The 18,940-nt window shown below is 68.8% G+C and carries 20 protein-coding genes; 7 read left to right on the top strand and 13 right to left on the bottom strand.

Translation table 11 applies throughout. The features are described 5' to 3' along the window. Positions 1-17 precede the first annotated feature (17 nt). The 13 genes from cheA to fliE form a co-directional block, all read right to left on the bottom strand. Positions 18-2,081, bottom strand: coding sequence for a chemotaxis protein CheA (gene cheA / locus FB547_RS21435; protein ID WP_145745700.1), 2,064 nt, complete (start codon positions 2,079-2,081; stop codon positions 18-20). Positions 2,082-2,124: 43 nt separating this feature from the next. Beyond that, the gene (gene motB, locus FB547_RS21440) at positions 2,125-3,072 is read right to left on the bottom strand and encodes a flagellar motor protein MotB (protein ID WP_145745701.1); all 948 of its coding nucleotides are present in this window, start codon (positions 3,070-3,072) and stop codon (positions 2,125-2,127) included. 18 nt (positions 3,073-3,090) lie between these two features. Then, entirely contained in the window at positions 3,091-3,951 is an 861-nt protein-coding gene (gene motA / locus FB547_RS21445) for a flagellar motor stator protein MotA (protein WP_145745702.1), read from the bottom strand. Positions 3,952-4,014: 63 nt separating this feature from the next. Next, positions 4,015-4,623: a flagellar transcriptional regulator FlhC gene (gene flhC, locus FB547_RS21450; RefSeq protein ID WP_145745703.1), complete on the bottom strand. Its 609-nt coding sequence runs from the start codon at positions 4,621-4,623 to the stop codon at positions 4,015-4,017. Beyond that, a complete protein-coding gene (gene flhD / locus FB547_RS21455) occupies positions 4,620-4,958 on the bottom strand; it encodes a flagellar transcriptional regulator FlhD (RefSeq protein ID WP_186454215.1) in 339 nt (112 codons plus the stop codon). Before flhD ends, flhC begins: the two co-directional genes overlap by 4 nt. 201 nt (positions 4,959-5,159) lie before the next feature. After that, complete coding sequence (locus tag FB547_RS21460; protein WP_145745705.1) at positions 5,160-5,453, bottom strand: EscU/YscU/HrcU family type III secretion system export apparatus switch protein; 294 nt, start codon at positions 5,451-5,453, stop codon at positions 5,160-5,162. Beyond that, positions 5,450-6,685 (bottom strand): flagellar hook-length control protein FliK, encoded by a 1,236-nt coding sequence (locus tag FB547_RS21465; protein ID WP_145745706.1) that lies wholly within the window; start codon positions 6,683-6,685, stop codon positions 5,450-5,452. Before FB547_RS21465 ends, FB547_RS21460 begins: the two co-directional genes overlap by 4 nt. A gap of 24 nt (positions 6,686-6,709) precedes the next feature. Then, the gene (locus FB547_RS21470; protein WP_261380349.1) at positions 6,710-7,039 is read right to left on the bottom strand and encodes a flagellar protein FliT; all 330 of its coding nucleotides are present in this window, start codon (positions 7,037-7,039) and stop codon (positions 6,710-6,712) included. A 25-nt stretch (positions 7,040-7,064) separates the two neighbouring features. Continuing rightward, on the bottom strand, positions 7,065-7,487 hold the full coding sequence (gene fliS, locus FB547_RS21475) for a flagellar export chaperone FliS (RefSeq protein WP_145745707.1): 423 nt from the start codon (positions 7,485-7,487) through the stop codon (positions 7,065-7,067). 27 nt (positions 7,488-7,514) lie between these two features. Next, on the bottom strand, positions 7,515-8,963 hold the full coding sequence (gene fliD, locus FB547_RS21480; RefSeq protein ID WP_145745708.1) for a flagellar filament capping protein FliD: 1,449 nt from the start codon (positions 8,961-8,963) through the stop codon (positions 7,515-7,517). A 42-nt stretch (positions 8,964-9,005) separates the two neighbouring features. Further along, positions 9,006-9,353 (bottom strand): flagellar protein FlaG, encoded by a 348-nt coding sequence (locus FB547_RS21485; RefSeq protein ID WP_145745709.1) that lies wholly within the window; start codon positions 9,351-9,353, stop codon positions 9,006-9,008. A gap of 123 nt (positions 9,354-9,476) precedes the next feature. After that, complete coding sequence (locus FB547_RS21490) at positions 9,477-10,715, bottom strand: FliC/FljB family flagellin (RefSeq protein WP_145745710.1); 1,239 nt, start codon at positions 10,713-10,715, stop codon at positions 9,477-9,479. Between the two features lie 166 nt (positions 10,716-10,881). Further along, complete coding sequence (gene fliE / locus FB547_RS21495) at positions 10,882-11,199, bottom strand: flagellar hook-basal body complex protein FliE (RefSeq protein WP_015866941.1); 318 nt, start codon at positions 11,197-11,199, stop codon at positions 10,882-10,884. 293 nt (positions 11,200-11,492) lie between these two features. Here fliE and fliF point away from each other — a divergent pair, with 293 nt between their 5' ends. The 7 genes from fliF (at position 11,493) to fliL (ending at position 18,936) form a co-directional block, all read left to right on the top strand. Continuing rightward, the gene (fliF, locus tag FB547_RS21500; protein WP_145745711.1) at positions 11,493-13,172 is read left to right on the top strand and encodes a flagellar basal-body MS-ring/collar protein FliF; all 1,680 of its coding nucleotides are present in this window, start codon (positions 11,493-11,495) and stop codon (positions 13,170-13,172) included. Beyond that, positions 13,169-14,164: a flagellar motor switch protein FliG gene (gene fliG / locus FB547_RS21505; RefSeq protein ID WP_145745712.1), complete on the top strand. Its 996-nt coding sequence runs from the start codon at positions 13,169-13,171 to the stop codon at positions 14,162-14,164. Before fliF ends, fliG begins: the two co-directional genes overlap by 4 nt. A gap of 118 nt (positions 14,165-14,282) precedes the next feature. Further along, positions 14,283-15,026 (top strand): flagellar assembly protein FliH, encoded by a 744-nt coding sequence (gene fliH / locus FB547_RS21510; RefSeq protein ID WP_225612655.1) that lies wholly within the window; start codon positions 14,283-14,285, stop codon positions 15,024-15,026. A gap of 6 nt (positions 15,027-15,032) precedes the next feature. Further along, positions 15,033-16,469 (top strand): flagellar protein export ATPase FliI, encoded by a 1,437-nt coding sequence (fliI, locus tag FB547_RS21515; protein ID WP_145745713.1) that lies wholly within the window; start codon positions 15,033-15,035, stop codon positions 16,467-16,469. A 26-nt stretch (positions 16,470-16,495) separates the two neighbouring features. Next, on the top strand, positions 16,496-16,951 hold the full coding sequence (gene fliJ / locus FB547_RS21520) for a flagellar export protein FliJ (protein ID WP_145745714.1): 456 nt from the start codon (positions 16,496-16,498) through the stop codon (positions 16,949-16,951). Between the two features lie 15 nt (positions 16,952-16,966). Then, positions 16,967-18,331 (top strand): flagellar hook-length control protein FliK, encoded by a 1,365-nt coding sequence (locus FB547_RS21525; protein WP_145745715.1) that lies wholly within the window; start codon positions 16,967-16,969, stop codon positions 18,329-18,331. A gap of 107 nt (positions 18,332-18,438) precedes the next feature. After that, positions 18,439-18,936: a flagellar basal body-associated protein FliL gene (fliL, locus tag FB547_RS21530; protein WP_145745716.1), complete on the top strand. Its 498-nt coding sequence runs from the start codon at positions 18,439-18,441 to the stop codon at positions 18,934-18,936. Positions 18,937-18,940 lie beyond the last annotated feature (4 nt).

The raw sequence follows: 18,940 nt of genomic DNA on the forward strand, positions 1-18,940 counted from the left end.
TCCGTGGGTTGTATCCGTCAGGCCGCGACCGGCTCCGCGCGCGCCGCACGGGCCAGCACGGTGGCACGCTCCACGTGCGCGCGCTGGATGCGCGGCATGGCATCCACGTCGATGATGAAAGCCACGCTGCCGTCGCCCAGGATCGTCGCGGCCGAGATGCCCGGCACCTTGCGGTAGTTGGTCTCCAGGTTCTTGACCACCACCTGGTGCTGGCCGAGCAGCTCGTCCACCAGGAGCGCGAAGCGCGTCTCACCAGCCTGCACGATCACCAGGATGCCCTGGGTCGGGTCGGTCTGCGCGCCGGCCACGTCGAACACGCCGTGCAGCTCGATCAGCGGCAGGTATTCGCCGCGCACCTTGATCACGTGGCCGTCGCTGGTGATCGAATGCAGGTGCTCGGTGCGCGGCTGCAGCGACTCGATCACGTAGCTCAGCGGCAGGATGTAGGCCTCGCTGCCCACCTTGACCGACATGCCGTTCAGGATGGCCAGCGTGAGCGGCAGCACGATGCGGGTGGTGGTGCCCCAGCCCTCGCGCGAGCTGATCTCCACGTGCCCGCCCATCTCCTGGATGTTGCGCTTGACCACGTCCATGCCGACGCCGCGCCCCGAGATGTCGGTGACCTGCTCGGCCGTGGAGAAGCCGGGCGCGAAGATCAGCTGCCACACCTCGTCGTCGGGCATGGTGTCGGTCACGGGCAGGCCCTGCTGCATGGCCTTGGCGAGGATCTTCTGGCGGTTCAGGCCCGCGCCGTCGTCGCTGACCTCGATCACGATGTTGCCGCCATGGTGCTGTGCCGACAGCAGCAGCTGCCCTTCGGCTTCCTTGCCCTTGGCGATGCGCTGTGCCGGCGTCTCGATGCCGTGGTCCAGGCTGTTGCGCACCAGGTGGGTGAGCGGATCGATGATGCGTTCGATCAGGCCCTTGTCGAGCTCGGTCTCCTTGCCGAAGGTGTCCAGGCGCACTTCCTTGCCGAGCTTGGCGCTGACGTCGCGGATCACGCGCGGGAAGCGGCTGAAGACGTAGTCCATCGGCATCATGCGGATCGACATCACCGATTCCTGCAGGTCGCGCGCATTGCGCTCCAGGTGGCCGAGGCCGCTCAGGAAGCGCTCGCACTCCACCGGATCGAGCATGGTGGCGGCCTGCGTGAGCATCGATTGCGTGATCACCAGTTCGCCCACCAGGTTGATGAGCTGGTCGACCTTTTCCACGTCGACGCGGATCGAGCTCGAATCCTTGGCGCCCGCTGCGGCAGCCGAAGAAGACGCCGGCCTGGACGCTGGGCCGGCCGGCGCTGGAGCGGGCTGCGATGCCGCGGCCGCCGGTGCGGCTGGCGCGGCGGCAATGGGCGCGGCCGCAGGAGCCGCATCGCCAGCAGGCTCGGCCGTGATCTCGATCTGCGACTCGTCGATGACGAAGCAGCACACGGCCACGATGTCGTCGGGCGCGCAGCTGGTGTCGAGCAGCACCGTGAGCTGGTCGCCGCTGCGTGTGCGCGACAGCAGCTTGCCGAGGTTGCCGAGCTCGTCGGCGAGCAGCTCGCATTCGCTATCGGACAGGCGCGAGAACCGGATGCGCAGCGCCCCGCCCGGCGCGGACACCGCGGCGGCGGAAGCAGCGGGCACGGCGGCGGGTGCGGGTGCGGGTGCGGGTGCAGGCACGGGTGCCGGTGCAGGCGCCGCCTGAGCACCGTCGCTCTCCAGCGCCAGCTGGCGCAGCACCTCGCAGATGTGCGCCACGCGCTCGGGGTCGGGTTCGTTCTCGGCCTGGTAGGCCATCAGTTGTTCTTGCAAGGCGTCCTTCGTTTCCAGGAATGAATCGATCATCGAGCGGCTCAGCGTCAGCTGGCCGTGGCGCGCGCGGTCCAGCAGGGTTTCCAGAAGGTGGGTGGTGTCGGTCAGCGCGACGAAGCCGAAGGTGGCCGCGCCGCCCTTGATCGAATGCGCGGCACGGAAGATGGCGTTGAGCTGCTCGCTGTCGGGCGCCTCGGCGTCCAGCTCGAGAAGCAGCTGCTCCATCTGCGCCAGAAGCTCGACGGCTTCGACGAAAAATGCCTGTGTGAACTGACTGAGATCCATCGTTGCTCCGAACCGGCGTGCATGCGTGCCGGCGTCAATGTCTTTAAGGGTGCGTGGGTGCCGGCGATCCTTTGACGGTCACCTTCAGGTTGTCTGCGGGGGCGAAGAGCGGCGGCTGCGAAGCCTTCGACTTTGCGGGCCGGAGGGCGCCGGCAGTGCCGCCGCCGCCGCTGTTCTCGTGCTCGATCTGCTGCTGCGTGCGGTGGTTGAGCAGGATGATGCTGATGCGCCGGTTGATCGGGTTGCGCGGATTGCCGCGGTCCAGGTGCATGCTGTCGGCCAGGCCGACCACGCGCAGCACCTTGTTCTCGGCCATGCCGCCCATGACCAGCTCGCGCCGCGAGGCGTTGGCCCGGTCGGCCGACAGCTCCCAATTGCCGTAGGAGCGGTCGCCGTTGCTGTAGACGAAGGCATCGGTGTGGCCCGACAGCGTGATCTTGTTGGGCAGCTCGTTGAGCGTGGGCCCGAGCTCGCGCAGGATGGCGCGCATGTGCGGCACCACCTGCGCGCTGGCCAGGTCGAACATCGGGCGGTTCTCGTTGTCGACGATCTGCAGGCGCAGGCCCTCGGTCGTGATGTCGATCAGGATCTGCGAGCGGAACTGGCGGAACACCGGGCTGTTCTCGATGAGCTTGTCCAGCCGCTCCTTCATGCTGGCCAGGCGGTCCGCGTCGGCGTCGTCCTCGGCGTCGGCGCGCTGCACCTCGCCGTCGATCCGCGCGCTCGGATCCATGCCGCCGCCGGGCACCACGCTGATGCTGGTGCTGCTCTTCTCGCCGCCGCTGAGCGCCACCTTCAGCGGCATGCGGAAGTGCTCGGCGATGCCCTCGCGCTGCTTGGGCGAGGTATTGGACAAGAGCCACATCACGAGGAAGAACGCCATCATGGCGGTCATGAAGTCCGCATAGGCGATCTTCCACCCGCCGCCGTGCCCGCCGCCTCCATGGGCGGCGACGCGCCTGACCACGACCCTGTGCTTTTCCGTGCTCATGACGATGCGCCGCGCCGCTCAGCGCGCCTTGACTTCGCGCACGTGGCTGTCCAGCTCGGTGAAGCTGGGCCGCTCGGTCGAGAACAGCACCTTGCGGCCGAACTCCACCGCCAGCTGCGGCGCGTAGCCGTTGAGGCTGGCGAGCAGCGTGACCTTGGCGCACTGGTACAGCTTCATGCCTTCGGACACCTTCTGGTCGATCAGCGAAGCCAGCGGCGAGACGAAGCCGTAGGCCAGCAGCACGCCAAGGAAGGTGCCCACCATGGCGTGCGCGATGAGCGCGCCCATTTCCGCGGGCGGCAGGTCGGCCGAGCCCAGCGCATGCACCACGCCCATCACGGCCGCGACGATGCCCAGCGCCGGCAGCGCATCGCCCACGCGCGAGAGGCTGTGCACGGGCATCTCGGCCTCGTGCTTGATGGTCTCGATCTCGTGGTCCATCAGCGCCTCGATCTCGAATGCGTCGGTATTGCCGCTGATGACCAGCCGCAGGTAGTCGCACAGGAACTCCATCACGCCGGCATCGGCCAGGATCTCGGGGTAGCGGCTGAAGATCTGGCTCTGCGCCGGGTCCTCCACGTCGGACTCCAGCTTCATCATCCCTTCCTTGCGCGCCTTGGCCAGCAGTTCGTAGAGCAGCGCGAGCAGGTCCAGGTAGAGCTGCCGGTTGTGCTTGGACGAGCGCAGCAGCAGCGGCAGCTCCTTGAGCGTGGCCTTGATCGTCTTGCCGTTGTTGCCCGCAAGGAAGGCGCCCAGCGCCGCGCCGCCGATCATCAGCAGTTCGACCGGCTGGAACAGCACGCCGAAGTGCCCGCCCATCAGCGCATAGCCGCCGAAGACGGCGCCAATCACCACCAGATACCCAACCAGAAGGAGCACGCGCTTCCCCTATTGCCCTTGAGGCGTCGATTCAAAAGCCCTGCCCGGCGGGCAGGGTCCGTGTCAGTGGAGCCCCGCGCCGCCCGGCGCCGCCTCCACGCCAAAACCCATGCCTTCGATGCCGAGCGTGGTGGCCTCGCCCGCCGCGCCGCGCTTGGCGCCGCGCGCCTTGCCCGCGCGCGACGGCGGCCGGCAGAGCACGCACACGTAGCCGCTCTTGTGGTCGTGCGCATGCGCGACGAACTGCCCCGAGCAGCGGCAGCAGGTGCTCAGCTGCAGCATGTCGCTGTCGAAAAAGCGCACCATCGTGTAGGCGCGCGTGAAATCCAGAATTGGCTCGCTGTCCTGCGCCGCAATTTGCTGCAAATAAAGTTTGTAGCTTTTAATCAATATCCAGACTTTTTCTTCGTCCGAATGAATTTTCATGAATTGATACATGTTGTAAAACATTGACGAATGGATATTCGCCAGCCACGTCATGTACCAATCGGTTGAAAAGGGAAGCAGTCCCTTGGGCGGGGAAACACCCTTGATTTCCTTGTAGAGGCGGATCAGCCGCTCGCGGCTCAGGCCCACTTCCGCCTCCAGGAACTGCAGGCGGGCGCCCAGCTGGATCAGCTGGATCGCAAGCTGGACTTCCCGCACCTCGCCCAGGACGCTCTTGCGCGTCATGCGGCCACCGCTGCTTTTCGGGTCTGCAGGCTTCGTGCCGACATCAGGATCGACATGTGTGCTTGTTGCAGCATCGTGTCCTTACCTTCGCCAACTACGGCCGACATCGAAGCATGCTCGTCCAGCCTGAAACTGCACAGCAGGAAGTTCGACGCCGCCAGCTTGACGATCTGCGCCAGCGACATGCCGGCCAGCATGTCGGCCAGTTCGCTGCTCACGCCGAGCCGAAACATCGCCGCCACGCGGTCCTGCTTGACCAGCTTCTGCGCCAGCAGCATGTAGGCGAGGTTGATGTCGCCGATTTCCCGGGAGATTTCGCCGTTGGCTACGCTCATCACGTTATCCGTTTCCAAAATGCACTCCGTTCAGTCATGTCCTGATTGGGATTATTCACAATATTTAACACTTGTAACCTTCTGCACTACTCAAACTGTAAACAGGGCTACAAGTACATGTAAGCCTTTGTTGCAATCGCACGACGAGCCTTCCGCCGACGCGACCGGCTCTCACAAAGATGGCGATTCAATGAAAAAACATTAATCGGATCGGCCAGCTGCCTGGCCCCTGTCGTTCTCGATGCCGTGGATCCACGCCATGACTTCGGCCACCGCCAGGTAAAGCTGCGGCGGAATCTGCCGATCGAGGTCCACCTGCATCAGCAGCCGGACCAGGTCCGGCGAGGCGTGCACGTAGACACCGTTCTCGCGCGCCTGCCGAAGGATCGATTCCGCGGTCACGCCATAGCCCTTGGCCACCACCACCGGCGCCTTCGCGGTGTCGGCGTGGGACAGGGCCACTGCGCTCTGGCGCGGTTGCGCGGGGGTCGTCATGCGGTGCGCTCCATGGCCGTGATCTGCAGGTCCTGCAGCCGCAGGCCGGCGGCCTCGAGACGCGGTGCCAGTTCGCCGCCGTCGCTGCGCAGCCGGACCAGCGTCGCGGCCTCGCTGGCGGACAGGTGCGCCTGGACCAGTTCGCCAGCGAGGCTCAGGCGAAGATCCACCGCGCCCAGCTTCGGCAGCGTGAGCGACACCGTGGTCGTCCAGCGGCGCGCAGGCGTGCCGCCCCCATCGCCGCGGCCTTCGGGCGCATCGCCGGGCTGTTCGGTTTCTTCGTGGATCGACCACGCCATCGGCACACCCGGCCACGCCTGGCCGCTCCAGCGGAACACGGCGGTGGCCAGCAGGTCGAGCTGCTGGTGCACCAGCGCGGCGGTCTGCGGATGGATCAGCTCGGCCGCGGCGGGCGCCGCCGCGCGCGCCGGAGCATTGGCTGCACCGGCTTCAGCGGCGCCGAGGCTGGCCGTGCGCTCCTCGCCGGCCATCGCGGCCACATGGCTTGTCGAGGCAAGCGCGGCCTGGTGGGTCTGGGCGGACGGCGCGCCGGCGCGCGAAGCGATTTCGGACGGCAGTGCCTGCGGCAATGCACCGGACGCCACGGGCGCAGTGGGCCCGCCGGCAGCGAAGAGTGGCGCCGCGGCAGCACGCTGGGCGACAGCAGGCTGGGGCATCGCAGTGGGTGGCGCCCCGGAGGTGCCAGGCACGGCCGGCTGCTGAAGCGGCTGCGTCAGCTGCGTCAGCCGAACCTGCGGCTCCTCGGCCAGCTGCGACAGCGTGCGCAGCCCCATGGCGAATTCGAGCAGATGCGATTCGTAGAAGAGTCCGCTGCCGCTCACCGATCGTCCCAGCGCGGCCGCGAGCACGGCGCCGGCCGGCGCCTCCTGTGGCGACGTCCACACCGGCGTCGCGCCGCGCACCGGCTCCGGTTCGGCATGCAGGTCCGCCAGCACGGCGCCGATGACGCGTGCCGCCGCGGACCACCGCGTGTCGATCGAGGGCGGCGCATCGGCGCGCGGCAGCGCGGGCGGCGTACCGGCCGCAAGGGGCGCCTCGAGCATGGCGTGCGACGGCAGCCGGACATCGTTCTTGACCTTCTGGATCTCGGCCGTCGGCCCGACGGGCATGCTGGTGCCGACCTCGGTCTGCAGCACGGCCAGGTCCGGCCGCGTCGAAGAAAGCTTCGCGGCAAGCAGCGCATCGACGGCAGGTCCGATCGGTCTGTTCATGGCCATGGGCGCAGCGTCGGGCGATCAGTGCGGCAGGCCGTAGGCCTTGCCCAGATCGCTGCGGTTCTGCAGCTGGGCCATCTTGGCCACCAGGCGTTCGAGCTGCGGTTTGACCAGTCCGCACACCTCGGCCTGGTCGGCGTGGATGCGCGCGATCAGGCCGCGCACTTCTTCGAGCTGCGCCGCATCGAGCGACACTGCGCCAACGGCCTTGAGCCGGTCGACCAGCGCCGCGCAGCGGGCTTCGAGCTCGGGCAGCCGGTCCCATTCCCTCGCGCGGGCCAGCGAGGCCATGAGCGACATGGCCGCAGCGAGCTCGCCATAGCAACGGATGACTTCGTGGCGGACGGGCACGGCCTGCGCTTCCAATGTGAAGATGTCAATTGCCGGCACTGGCGCCGCCGATCTCGCGCCATGCGGACGCGACGTTCTCGAGCAATGCCTCCGCCTCGTCGAGCGCCTTCGGCTCGTTGTGCAGGTTGGCATAGAGCAGCCGGCGGATCACGTAGTCGTACAGCGCCGAGAGATTGCCCACCAGTTCGGCGCCAGCCGCGCCCGCGGCCTTGGCATCGAGGGCGGCCTTCAGGCCGTTGTCGACGATGCTCACGGCCTTGGAGATCGCGTTGCCCTTGGCGGCCATCTCGCCGGTGGCCATGTGGTGGCGTGCCATGCCGATGCTGGTGACGACGCCGTCGAACAGCATGACGATGAGCTGGTGCGGCGACGCGCTCATGGTGCGCGTCTCCATGCCGACGCGCGCATACGCGCTGGCGCCGGTCCTGAAGGTGTGGGGGGTGTACATGGGCTGCTTGCTCCGCTGGAATGGCTACTACTTGCCGCTGTTTTGCATGCTCGCGAACTGCTGCGTGAGATAGCTGCTGGTCCGGTTCATCTGGCTCATGAGCAGGTCGAGCTGGGTGAATTGCGTGCGATAGCGCTCCACCTTGGCATCGACCCGCGTCTTCATGTCGGCGTACTGTTCGTCGAGCTGCTTGAGCGATGCGGTCATGCCATCGGAGGCGACCTTGAGCGCGCCGCCGGTGGAGGTGAGGTCGTCCACCAGCGCGCTCAGCTGCTTGCCGTAGCCGGCGGTGCTGCCGGTGGCGCTCGCAAACAGCCCGGAAACGCCGGCCAGGTTGCTGGCGAGCGCCGACTTGAGCTTGGTCGAATCGACCGCCAACGTGCCGTCCTTCTGGAAGGCGACGCCGATTTCCGACAGCACTTTCATGTCGTCGGGGCCGCCGGCCTGCGGCGTGGTGAGCGCCTGCCGGATGCGCGTCTGCAGGTTGCGCAGCGTCGAATCGCCGACCAGCGCGGCGCCGGTCTTGGAGTCCTTGTTGTAGGCGGTCAGCGTGTTGGCCGTGGCCTGCAGGCTGTTGTAGGCCTTGACGAAATCGTTGATGGCCGTCTCCACCGCGGCCGTGTCGGCCTGGGTCGAGAGGCTGCTGCTGCCGGTCTTGAGCAGCGTCAGCGTGGTGCCCTGGATGGCTTCCTTGACGGTGTTGTTCGCGCTGGTCACGGCGATGCCGTTGACGGTGAGCTTGGCGTTCTGCCCTGCCACTGTCTGGCGCAGGTTCTGCGTGCCCGCGGGGTCATTGTTCAGCAGGTTCTGCAGCGCCGCATCGCCGGCCACCGAGACGCGCATGCTCGAGGCCTCGCCGGTCTGCAAGGAGGTCAGCACCAGCCGGTTGGGCGTGCCGCTGCCGTCGTTCACGATGCTGGCCGAGACACCGGCCTTGGCGGCGTTGATGGCGTCGCGGATGCCTGCGAGCGTGTTGTTGCTGCCGTCGATGGTGATCGGCACGGCCGTGCGGGTGGCGTCCTTGGTGAAGCCCGAGCCGTTGTAGGTGCCGGTGGCCGCGTCGAGCGCGCCGCCGGTGACGGTGCCGAAATCGATGGTGATGGTTCCGCTGCCGATGGCCGTGGTGGTGTTCGCCTGGCCCGCCGCAACCAGCGACTGCGACTGCGCGAGCTGCGTCACCTCGATGGCGTAGGTGCCGGCCGCGGCCGTGCTTGCGGCCGCCGCGGTCAGCACGTCGGTGGCGCTGGAGGCAGCCTTCACGCCCTGGAACAACGCGGGGTCGGACAGCTTCTTGGCCGCGGCCTGCAGCGTGCCGAGCGAGCTTTGCAGCGTGCCGTAGGCCGAGAGCTTGCTCGTGTAGCTCACCTGGCGCTGCTGAAGCGCCACGAGCGGCTGGCTTTCCGCCGTCTGGAGCTGGGTGAGCAGGGTGCCCAGTTCGAGGTTGGCGCCAACGCCCAGGCTGCTGATCGATGCCATGTTGAGATTTCCTGATGTCTGTGAATGAAAAGGCGGCGCCTGTCAGGCTTCCCGGCTCACCAGCAGGCCGGGCGCCTTGCCCAGCACCTTGGCGATGCGCACCACTTCCTCGGAAGGGATCTGGCGGATGACCTCGCCGCTTTCCCGGTCGACCACCCTGACGATGAGCTTGTCGGTGTCCTCGTCCATCTCGAACTGCAGCCCGACCGAGCGGCTCTGCAGCGAAGCATTGGCCTCCTTCACCGCCTGCGCGACCTGCACGGGCGTGGCTTCGTCCACGGCGTCCGATGGCGCGGCCACGGCCTCCTCGGCGGCCTTGCCGGCGGTGCGCCCGGAGAGCGCCTGCATCCACCACGGGCCGTCTGCCGCGGGGCTTACGGGGATCGACATGATTTCCACCTTCTTGTCTTGATTGCTTTCGCTGTCGTCTGCGGCCTGGCCGGAGCCAGGCCGCAGGGAACAGCGCAGCCGGAGCCGGGCTTTCGCCCGACGGCTGCGCAATGCCTTCTCAGATCAACGCAGGAGCGACAGCACGCCTTGCGTGGTCTGGTTCGCCTGGGCCAGCACCGAGGTACCGGCTTGCTGCAGGATCTGCGCACGGGTCATGTTCGACACTTCGGTTGCGTAGTCGGCGTCTTCGATGCGCGAGCGCGAGGACGACAGGTTGGTGATGGCGGTGCCGAGGTTGGAGATCACCGAGTCGAAACGGTTTTGCACCGCACCCAGCGAGCTGCGCAGGTCGTCGACTTGCTTCAGTGCCGCGTCGATCGCTTCCAGCGGGCTGGCCGTCGAGCCGGTCTGCAGGCTGGCCACGGACACCTTCGAGGTATCGACGGTGAAAGCGGCCGTGCCGGCGGTCGTGGCCGTGTCGGCGGAAGCCGGGTCGAGCGCGATGTAGCGGAACATGGCGGTGCCGTCGACCGCGCCGGTGAAGCCCTGGTTGATCAACGACGAGGTTTCGCCTGCGCCGGTGGGCGTGATCGAGACTTCGGCGAACAGGTTGCCGTTCTTGTCGGCAACGGTGTTGCCGGTGAGCGTGGCGCCGCCCGCGGCCAGGCCGAGCTTGGTCGACAGGTCGTCGGTGGTCTTCTCGGCGACGGTCGTCGTGGTGACGGCCGTGGTGGAACCGTAGAGCGACTTCAGCTGGGCAGCCGTGGGCGCATCGCCTGCGGCCGAACCGGTCACGCCGTCGAAGGCGAAGGCGGCCGTGGCGGCGGGGCCGGCAACGTTGAAGCCTTGCATGCCGAGCGTCTTCGAGCTGATTTCCTTCAGGTCGATGTCGATGGTTTCGCCGTCGTTGGCACCCACTTGAACCGTCAGCGGCTTGGCCGACGACGAGAGGACCTTCACGCCGTTGAAGTCGGTCTGCTTCGACACGCGGTCGATTTCACCGAGGCGCAGCTTGATTTCGTCCTGGATGGACTGCAGGTCGCTGGCCGAATTGCTGCCGTTGGCGGCCTGCACCGACAGTTCGCGAACGCGCTGCAGGTTGTTGTTCACTTCCTTGAGCGCGCCTTCCGTCGTCTGCGCCAGCGAGATGCCGTCGTTGGCGTTGCGCGAGGCTTGCGTCAGGCCGCGGATGTTGGCCGTGAAGCGGTTGGCGATGGCCTGGCCGGCGGCGTCGTCCTTGGCGCTGTTGATGCGCAGACCGGAAGACAGGCGCTGGATCGCCGTGTTCAACGACGATTGCGACGCGTTGAGGTTGTTCTGCGTGAGCAGGGAAAGGCTGTTGGTGTTGATGACTTGCGCCATGTTCGACTCCTGATAGACAAAGGTTGTGGACTCCGGCCCTCAGGCCGCAACGCTGGACCCGCTCCCACTGTGAGACTCAAGCCATCGTTGGTTTAGTTATCGGCAGGGCTTTTCAAACATTTAGAGTCCGGCGCAAAAAAAGATGCGCACCCCACAACCTCCGGGTTCAGGCGGGCAGGTTCATCACTTCCTGGTAGGCCGCCACCAGCCGGTTGCGCACCTGCAGCCCGGTCTGGAAAGCCACGTTGGCCTTCTGCAGGTCGACCATCACGTCGTTCAGCGCCACGCCGGGCTTGCCCATTTCGAAGTCCTCGGCCTGGCCGTAGGCCTTGGTCTGTGCGGTGCTGATGCTGTCGAGGGAGCGCCGCAGCTCGGCCGCGAATCCCCCCGGCTGGGCCGCCTCGGCGGCGGGTTGCGCGATGCCGCTCTGGAGCGCGGTGGCGCGCATCTGCTGCAGGACGGATTCGATGGCGGTGATCGACATGGAGGGCTTTCTCTTGATAGGTTGGATCCGGGTGTGGACAAGGAGGCCCAGGGGCCTTCCCGCGTGTTTTCAGCGTAGCAGGCGAAGCCTCGGAGACATGCGCCCAACTGACGGCAAAACCCGCAGTTGTTCGACCAATCGAATATGGCCCGGCTGCTGAGAATCAACGCCGAACCCATAGCTCGCTGACGACACCACGGCCCCCTCGGCATGACCCCAGAACATCGAAGCCTCCAGCCCCTCGCCATGACCCCGCGCCGCCCCGTGCATTTGGCCGCGGCGGAGCTTGCGCAATGAGTTCGGCGGCCCCCGCGGGCGCCAGCCCGGCGCCCTCGCCCGCCTCCGGCCTTGCGGAGCGCCTGCGCGCCCAGCCGAAGCTGCCGCTGATCGTCGGCGCGGCCGCCATCGCCGCGGCCGCCGCGGCGTTCCTGCTGTGGAGCCGCGCGCCCGACTACGGCGTGCTCTACACCAACGTGACGGAACGCGACGGCGGCGCCATCATCGCGTCGCTGCAGCAGATGAACGTGCCCTACAAGTTCGCCGAAGGCGGCGGCGCGATCATGGTGGCGCGCGACAAGGTGCCCGAGCTGCGCCTGAAGCTCGCCGCCCAGGGTCTGCCCAAGGGCGGCGGGGTCGGCTTCGAGCTGATGGACAACCAGAAGTTCGGCACCAGCAACTTCGCTGAACAGGTGAACTACCAGCGCGGGCTCGAAGGCGAGCTGGCGCGCTCGGTCGAATCGATCGGCTCGGTCGAGTCGGCGCGCATCCACCTGGCGCTGCCCAAGCCTTCGCTCTTCGTGCGCGACCAGAAGAAGCCCTCGGCCTCGGTGATCCTGACGCTGCACCGCGGCCGCAGCATCGACGAGGGCCAGGTCAGCGCGATCGTGCACATGGTCTCCAGCAGCGTGCCCGACCTGAACGCCAAGAGCGTGACCGTGGTCGACCAGCACGGCAACCTGCTGTCGGCCGCCAACGCCGGCGCGCGCGGACTGGACGTGAGCCAGCTGAAATACGCGCAGGAAATCGAGCAGGGCTACATCCGCCGCATCGAGGCGATCCTGCAGCCCATCGTGGGCGCGAGCAACGTGCGCGCGCAGGTGGCGGCCGACATCGACTTTTCCGTGGTCGAGCGCACCGAGGAAAGCTACAAGCCGAACCAGGACCCGCGCACCGCGGCTGTCCGCAGCCAGCAGTCGAGCGAGTCGATGCAGCAGGGCGCCACGCCGCCGGGCGGCGTGCCGGGCGCGCTGTCGAACCAGCCGCCGCAGGCGCCGAGCGCGCCCATCACCGCGCCGCCGAACGCCGCGGCACCGGCGCCGGGAACTGCCGCAACCACCACGGCGGCCGGCACGGCACCGGGCAGCTCACGCAAGGACGTGACGACCAACTACGAGCTCGACCGTTCGATCCGCCATGTGCAGCAAGGCGCGGGCGGGGTGAAGCGGCTGTCGGTGGCCGTGGTGGTGAACCACCGCGAAGCCGCGGACAGCGCCGGCAAGCCGAGCCAGCGCGCGCTCACGCCGGCCGAGCTCGAGCAGATCCGGAACCTCGTCAAGGAAGCGATGGGCTTCAGCCAGGAGCGCGGCGACTCGCTCAACGTGGTCAACAGCGCCTTCGCCCGCGAAGGCGGCGACGAGCAGGCCGGCCCCGCGCTGCCGTTCTGGCGCGACCCCGCCAACCTCGGGCTCGCCATGACCATCGCGCAGTACCTGCTGGTGGCCGGCCTCGCGCTGTTCGCCTGGTTCGCGGTGCTGCGGCCGCTGCTGCGCAGGCACCTCGCGCCGCCCGCCGCCGCGGTGCCCGAAACGGCGCCGGCCGCCCCTGGCGCAGCCGACGACGAGGCGGCCTCGCAGAACAACGCGCGGCTGCGCGAGATCGAGCGCCAGAAGGCCGACCTCGACTACGCGCACCAGACCGCCGACCAGGATCCGCGCCTGGTGGCCACGCTGATCAAGCATTGGATGAATTCATGAGCGACGCAGGCACCCGGAAAAGCGCAATCTTGCTGATGTCGTTGGGCGAAGACCGCGCCGCCGCCACGCTGCACCACCTGCCCGCCACCGAGGTGCAGGCGCTGGGCGTCGCAATGGCCAAGCTGAGCCAGGTCTCCAAGGACGAACTCGCGGCCGTGCTGGCCGAGTTCCGCATGGAGACCGAGCAGCTGTCCGCGCTGCACCTGGGCTCGGGCAGCTACATCCGCGCCGTGCTGCGCAAGGCGCTGGGCGACGACCGCGCCAGCAACCTGCTCGAAGACATCCTGCAGCCCGACGAGCCGCACGGCGGCATCGAGCGGCTCAACGACCTGGAAGCCAGCGAAGTGGTGGAACTGGTGCGCGACGAGCATCCGCAGATTCTGGCCACGCTGCTGGTCCACCTGGACCGCAAGAAGGCCTCCGAGGTGCTCGAAAGACTGCCCGAGCGCCTGCGCCACGACGTGATCCTGCGCGTGGCCACCTTCGGCGGCGTGCAGCCGGCCGCGCTGGCCGAGCTGACCGACGTGCTCACCGAGATGCTCTCGGGCGAAGGCCTCAAGCGCAGCCGCCTGGGCGGCGCGCGCACCGCGGCCGAGATCGTCAACCTGATGAACAGCGCGCAGGAAGAAGAGGCCATTGCCCACGTGCGCGCCCACGACGAGGCGCTGGCCCAGCGCATCGTCGAGGAGATGTTCGTGTTCGAGAACCTGCTCGACCTGGAGGACCGCTACATCCAGCGCCTGCTCAAGGACATCGAGTCCGATTCGCTCATCGTCGCGCTCAAGGGCTCGGCGCCCGAGCTGCGCGAGAAGTTCCTCAAGAACATGTCGCAGCGCGCGGCCGAGACGCTGCGCGAGGACATCGAGCTGCGCGGCCCGGTGCGCGTGTCGCAGGTCGAGACCGAGCAGAAGGCGATCCTGCAGGTCGTGCGCCGCCTGGCCGATGCCGGCGAGATCGTCGTTGCCGCGCCTGGAACCGATGATTTCGTCTAGACATGTTGCTCTCCCCCCAAGCTTCGCGCACTTCGTGTCGCTGCGCCAACCCCCTCGCCGGGGGCAACACCTGCAGCCCGGCGAAGCCGGTTCTGCGGTGTTCCTGGAAGTCGATGAGATGACCTCCTTCCCTCATTCCTTCGGCGCTCGCGCGCGGCAGGACACGCCGCCGATGCTCTCCCAGCCGCGCCTGTCCGCCTGGCAGCGCTGGGAGATGGGCGCGATCGACGCGGAAGCGATCGCGGCGCACAGCGCCGGCATCGAAGCGCCCGCACCGCCGCGCATCGACCCGGCCGCGCTGGCACGCGAGGCCGAGCTCGAACGCCTGCGCCTGGAAGCGCGCGCCACCGGCGAAGCCGAAGGCCGCCGCGAGGGCTGGGCCCAGGGCCATGCCGAAGGGCGCACCGAAGGCCTGGCCGCCGGCCTGGCCGCGGCCAGCGCGCATGCCGAGCAGTTGCGCGCACTGGCGGCGGCGCTGCCGGCCGCGCTGCGCAGCGCGGAGAGCGAGCTGGGCGATGCCGTCCTGGCGCTCGCGCTCGATGCCGCGCGCCAGGTGATCCACCGCACCCTGCGCGTCGAGCCCGAATGGGTGCTGGCGCTGGTGCAGGACCTGCTGCACACCGAACCCGCGCTGCAGGGCGAGCCGCGCCTGCTGCTGCACCCCGAGGACCTGGCACTGGTGAAGAACAGCCTCGGCGGCGAACTGCAGGCCGCCGGCTGGCAGCTGCGCGCCGACGACACCCTGGCCCGCGGCGGCTGCCGCGTGCGCAGCACGAGCGGCGAGATGGACGCCACGCTCGCGACCCGCTGGAAGCGCGTGGCCGGCGCCTTCTCGCGCGATGCCGAACCCGATGGAGCCTGAGAAACCATGCAAGCCGCCACAATCACCGCCGCGCCCGGCGCGGTCAATCCGCACCTCAAGTCCTGGCTCGGCACGCTCGCGCAGGCCCGCAGCGAGGTCGGCCTGTGCGCGACCATCGCCACCTCGGGTCGCCTGACGCGCGCCGTCGGCCTGGTGCTGGAGGCCGTGGGCCTGCAACTGCCGGTCGGCAGCGACTGCCTGATCGAGTTGCCGCCCGGTTATCCGCAGCGCCATGCCGAGGCCGAGGTGGTCGGCTTTGCCGGCGACCGCCTGTTCCTGATGCCGCAAAGCGAAGTGGCCGGCCTGCTGCCCGGTGCGCGCGTGTTTGCGCGGCCCGGCCCCGCGCAGTTCGCGGGCGGCGCTTCCGGCGATGCCCACACCAAGCGGCTGCCGGTGGGTGAAGGCATGCTCGGGCGCGTGGTCGACGCCGCCGGACGGCCGCTCGACGGGCTCGGTCCGCTCGACGCGAGCCGCAGGGTGCCGCTGGGCGCGCCGCCGATCAATCCGCTCGCGCGTGCGCCGATCGACTCGGTGCTCGACGTGGGCGTGCGCGCCATCAACGCCATGCTCACCGTGGGCCGAGGCCAGCGCATGGGCCTGTTCGCGGGCTCCGGCGTGGGCAAGAGCGTGCTGCTGGGCATGATGGCGCGCTACACCAGCGCCGAAGTGATCGTGGTCGGCCTCATCGGCGAACGCGGCCGCGAGGTCAAGGACTTCATCGAGAACACGCTGGGCGAGGAAGGCCTGGCCCGCTCGGTGGTGGTGGCCGCGCCGGCCGACAACTCGCCGCTGATGCGGCTGCAGGGCGCGGCCTATGCCACCTGCCTGGCCGAGTACTTCCGCGACCAGGGCCGCGACGTGCTGCTGATCATGGATTCGCTCACGCGCTATGCGATGGCGCAGCGCGAGATCGCGCTCGCCGTGGGCGAGCCGCCGGCCACCAAGGGCTATCCGCCCTCGGTGTTCGCCAAGCTGCCCGCGCTGGTGGAGCGCGCCGGCAACGGCGCGCGCGATGCCAACGGCCGCGGCGGCTCGATCACGGCCTTCTACACCGTGCTGTCCGAAGGCGACGACCAGCAGGACCCGATCGCCGATTCGGCGCGCGCCATCCTCGACGGCCACGTGGTGCTGTCGCGCACGCTGGCCGAGGCCGGCCACTACCCGGCGATCGACATCGAGGCCTCGATCAGCCGCGCGATGACGGCGCTGATCGAGCCCTCGCAGTTCGACACCGTGCGGCGCTTCAAGCAGGCGCTCTCGCGCTACCAGCGCAACCGCGACCTCATCAGCGTCGGCGCCTATGCGGCCGGCCACGACCCGCAGCTCGACCAGGCCATTGCGCTCTATCCGCGCATCGAGGCCTTCCTGCAGCAGTCGATGCACGAGCGCTGCGACTACGCCGCGTCCATCGAGCGCATGGGCCGCCTCTTCGAACCCGCCTGATCCCATCCCCTTTCACAGGAGTCGCCATGCCGCACAAGCTTCCGCTCGACACGCTCACCGACCTCGCCCGCACCCGAACCGACGATGCGGCGCGCCAGCTCGGCCTGCTGCAGAACGCGCAGGTCAGCGCCCACCAGAAGCTGGAGCTGCTGCTGCAATACCGCCAGGACTACAGCGACCAGCTGCAGGTGCTGATGGCGAACGGCCTGCCCTCGGCCCAGTGGCACAACTACCGCAACTTCCTCGGCACGCTCGACGGCGCCATCAAGCAGCAGCAGGCCATCGCCGCGCAGGCGGCCAGCCGGCTCGACCATGGCCGCAGCGAATGGCAGCAGCACAAGCGGCGCCTCAACTCCTTCGATGCGCTGGCCGAACGCGCGCGGCGGCAGGAACTCGTGGTCGGTGCGCGGCGCGAGCAGCGCGACAGCGACGAACGCACGGCACGCAAGTTCTTCGACCGCGCCTCCCAACCGACACCCTGACGCACCCGCCCCGCCATGCCTTCTCCCATTGCCCCTTCCTTCAGCCCAAGTGCGGCTGCCTCCTCGGCTTCTTCCGCTGCCTCCGGTGCACGCGGCCGCAACGCCGAGGAGCCCGGCGGCCGCAGCTTCGATGCGGCGCTGGCCCGCTCGCGCAACGCGGGCGCAGCGCAGGCGCCCGAAGAGGCCGAATCGTCCGCACTCGAAGCCACGCACCGCCGAAAGGCCTCGCGCGCCGGCGATCGCAAGGACGAGCTTGCCGCCGAGCTGTTGCCGATGTCCTTCTTCGCGCCGCTGGTGGCGCCACCCTCCGCCGCCACCGCTGCGCTGGCGGCCGGTGCACCCGCGGCGGCCTCGATGCCCGACGGCATCCAGGCCGTGCTGCCGGGCGATGCGCCGGCCGACACGCTGGCTGGAGAGACCGCAGACGCTGCGGCAGGCAAGACAGCCATTGCGGCGGATGCCGAAGGCGAAACAACTGCGCCAACGAAGCCGACACACGGTGCGCAGCAGGCGCCAGCCCCGGACGCCGCGCAGCCGGCGGATGCACGCGCCGCCGTGCAGGCCGCAGCCGCTGTGCCGCCGCCGGCCGCTGGCACAGGCACAGACACGGCCGCGACCCCGGCCGCCGACGCTGCGGCGCCCGAAACCGGCACCCACATCGCCGCGGCTCCTGCAGCGGCCGCCACCGACCCACGCGGCGCATCCACCGCCTCCCTCTCCGCCGATGCCGACACCCACTCGGCACCGGCCACCGCCATGATCTCCGCCGACAAGACCGCCGACCTGGCCGCCGCATCCGACGCGGCGGCGCCCGCCTCCGACAGCGTGCCCACCCCGATGCCGTTCACGCCGGCCGCGGCCGCCGCCGCGCGCACGAACGTGCCGCCGGCCTCGCCGCACACGCCCATCCTCAGCGTGGAGCCGTCGGTCGGCTCGGCCGCCTGGGGCAAGGCCATCGGCCACCAGGTGCTGCGCATGACCGCCGCGGGCTATCAGGTGGCCGAGCTGAACCTCAACCCGGCCGGCCTCGGCCCGCTCAAGGTCACGCTCACCATGGGCGACAACCAGGCGCAGGCGATGTTCGCCTCGGCCCACGAGAGCGTGCGCAAGGCGCTCGAAGTCGCGCTGCCGCAATTGCGCGCGAGCCTTGCCGACCACGGCATCAGCCTGGGCCAGGCCTCGGTCGGCGCGGAATCGCATCCCTCGCCCGGACAAAGCGGCGCCTTCGGCCAGCAGCCCCAGCAGCAGGGATCGCCGCGGCAGGCCAACTACGCCGCGGCCAGCCGCGCACAAGCCATCGCCACCACCGAGCCGCTGCGCAGCATGCCGGCGCCTGCGGCGCTTCGCAGGCCCAGTGCCGGCGTCGACACCTTCGCATGAGATGGCGAACGCGGGATCTGAGAGCTTTTCCCGCGCTTGATCAGCCCTTCGCCTGCCAGCCACCTGGCAAAGAATAGTCCGAAACCGATTCGCTTCGCAGCACCCATATGGCTACCAGTCCTCCTGTCGCACTCGCTCCCGTTCCCCCTTCCCCCGCACGTTCGTCCAGGCTGTGGATCGTGCTCCTGATCGTCGTGCTGGCCGGCGCGCTGGCCGCCGCCGGCGGCTATTTCCTGCTGCGCCAGCGCGCCGCGGCCGAACCCGCCGCAGCCGCTGCACCCGTGCCTGAGAAGCCGATCTTCGTGACCCTCGAGCCGCTGACTGTCAACGTGCAGTCCGAAGGCCGCGGCCGCTTCCTGCACGTGGGCATCGCCCTCAAGGTGCGCGACGAACAGGCCAAGGCGCGCATCGTCGAATTCATGCCCGAGATCCGCAGCCGGGTGCTGTTGCTGCTGTCGAACCGCCCGCCCGAATCGCTGGTGACGACCGCCGACAAGGCCCGCCTGGCCGAGGAGATCCGCGCCGAGCTGAGCCGCCCGCTGGGCGCAGGCCTGCCGCCGCAGGAGATCGCCAGCGTGTCCTTCAACACCTTCGTGGTGCAGTAACCCT

The sequence above is a fragment of the Variovorax beijingensis genome (assembly GCF_007828835.1).
GTDB classification, from domain to species: domain Bacteria; phylum Pseudomonadota; class Gammaproteobacteria; order Burkholderiales; family Burkholderiaceae_C; genus Variovorax; species Variovorax beijingensis_A.

Coding starts and splice junctions, on each gene's coding strand:
- cheA (WP_145745700.1), bottom strand. CDS start 2,081: ATGGATCTCAGTCAGTTCACACAGGCATTTTTCGTCGAAGCCGTCGAG.
- motB (WP_145745701.1), bottom strand. CDS start 3,072: ATGAGCACGGAAAAGCACAGGGTCGTGGTCAGGCGCGTCGCCGCCCAT.
- flhC (WP_145745703.1), bottom strand. CDS start 4,623: ATGACGCGCAAGAGCGTCCTGGGCGAGGTGCGGGAAGTCCAGCTTGCG.
- flhD (WP_186454215.1), bottom strand. CDS start 4,958: ATGAGCGTAGCCAACGGCGAAATCTCCCGGGAAATCGGCGACATCAAC.
- FB547_RS21460 (WP_145745705.1), bottom strand. CDS start 5,453: ATGACGACCCCCGCGCAACCGCGCCAGAGCGCAGTGGCCCTGTCCCAC.
- FB547_RS21465 (WP_145745706.1), bottom strand. CDS start 6,685: ATGAACAGACCGATCGGACCTGCCGTCGATGCGCTGCTTGCCGCGAAG.
- fliS (WP_145745707.1), bottom strand. CDS start 7,487: ATGTACACCCCCCACACCTTCAGGACCGGCGCCAGCGCGTATGCGCGC.
- fliD (WP_145745708.1), bottom strand. CDS start 8,963: ATGGCATCGATCAGCAGCCTGGGCGTTGGCGCCAACCTCGAACTGGGC.
- FB547_RS21485 (WP_145745709.1), bottom strand. CDS start 9,353: ATGTCGATCCCCGTAAGCCCCGCGGCAGACGGCCCGTGGTGGATGCAG.
- FB547_RS21490 (WP_145745710.1), bottom strand. CDS start 10,715: ATGGCGCAAGTCATCAACACCAACAGCCTTTCCCTGCTCACGCAGAAC.
- fliE (WP_015866941.1), bottom strand. CDS start 11,199: ATGTCGATCACCGCCATCGAATCCGTCCTGCAGCAGATGCGCGCCACC.
- fliF (WP_145745711.1), top strand. CDS start 11,493: ATGAGTTCGGCGGCCCCCGCGGGCGCCAGCCCGGCGCCCTCGCCCGCC.
- fliG (WP_145745712.1), top strand. CDS start 13,169: ATGAGCGACGCAGGCACCCGGAAAAGCGCAATCTTGCTGATGTCGTTG.
- fliH (WP_225612655.1), top strand. CDS start 14,283: ATGACCTCCTTCCCTCATTCCTTCGGCGCTCGCGCGCGGCAGGACACG.
- fliI (WP_145745713.1), top strand. CDS start 15,033: ATGCAAGCCGCCACAATCACCGCCGCGCCCGGCGCGGTCAATCCGCAC.
- fliJ (WP_145745714.1), top strand. CDS start 16,496: ATGCCGCACAAGCTTCCGCTCGACACGCTCACCGACCTCGCCCGCACC.
- FB547_RS21525 (WP_145745715.1), top strand. CDS start 16,967: ATGCCTTCTCCCATTGCCCCTTCCTTCAGCCCAAGTGCGGCTGCCTCC.
- fliL (WP_145745716.1), top strand. CDS start 18,439: ATGGCTACCAGTCCTCCTGTCGCACTCGCTCCCGTTCCCCCTTCCCCC.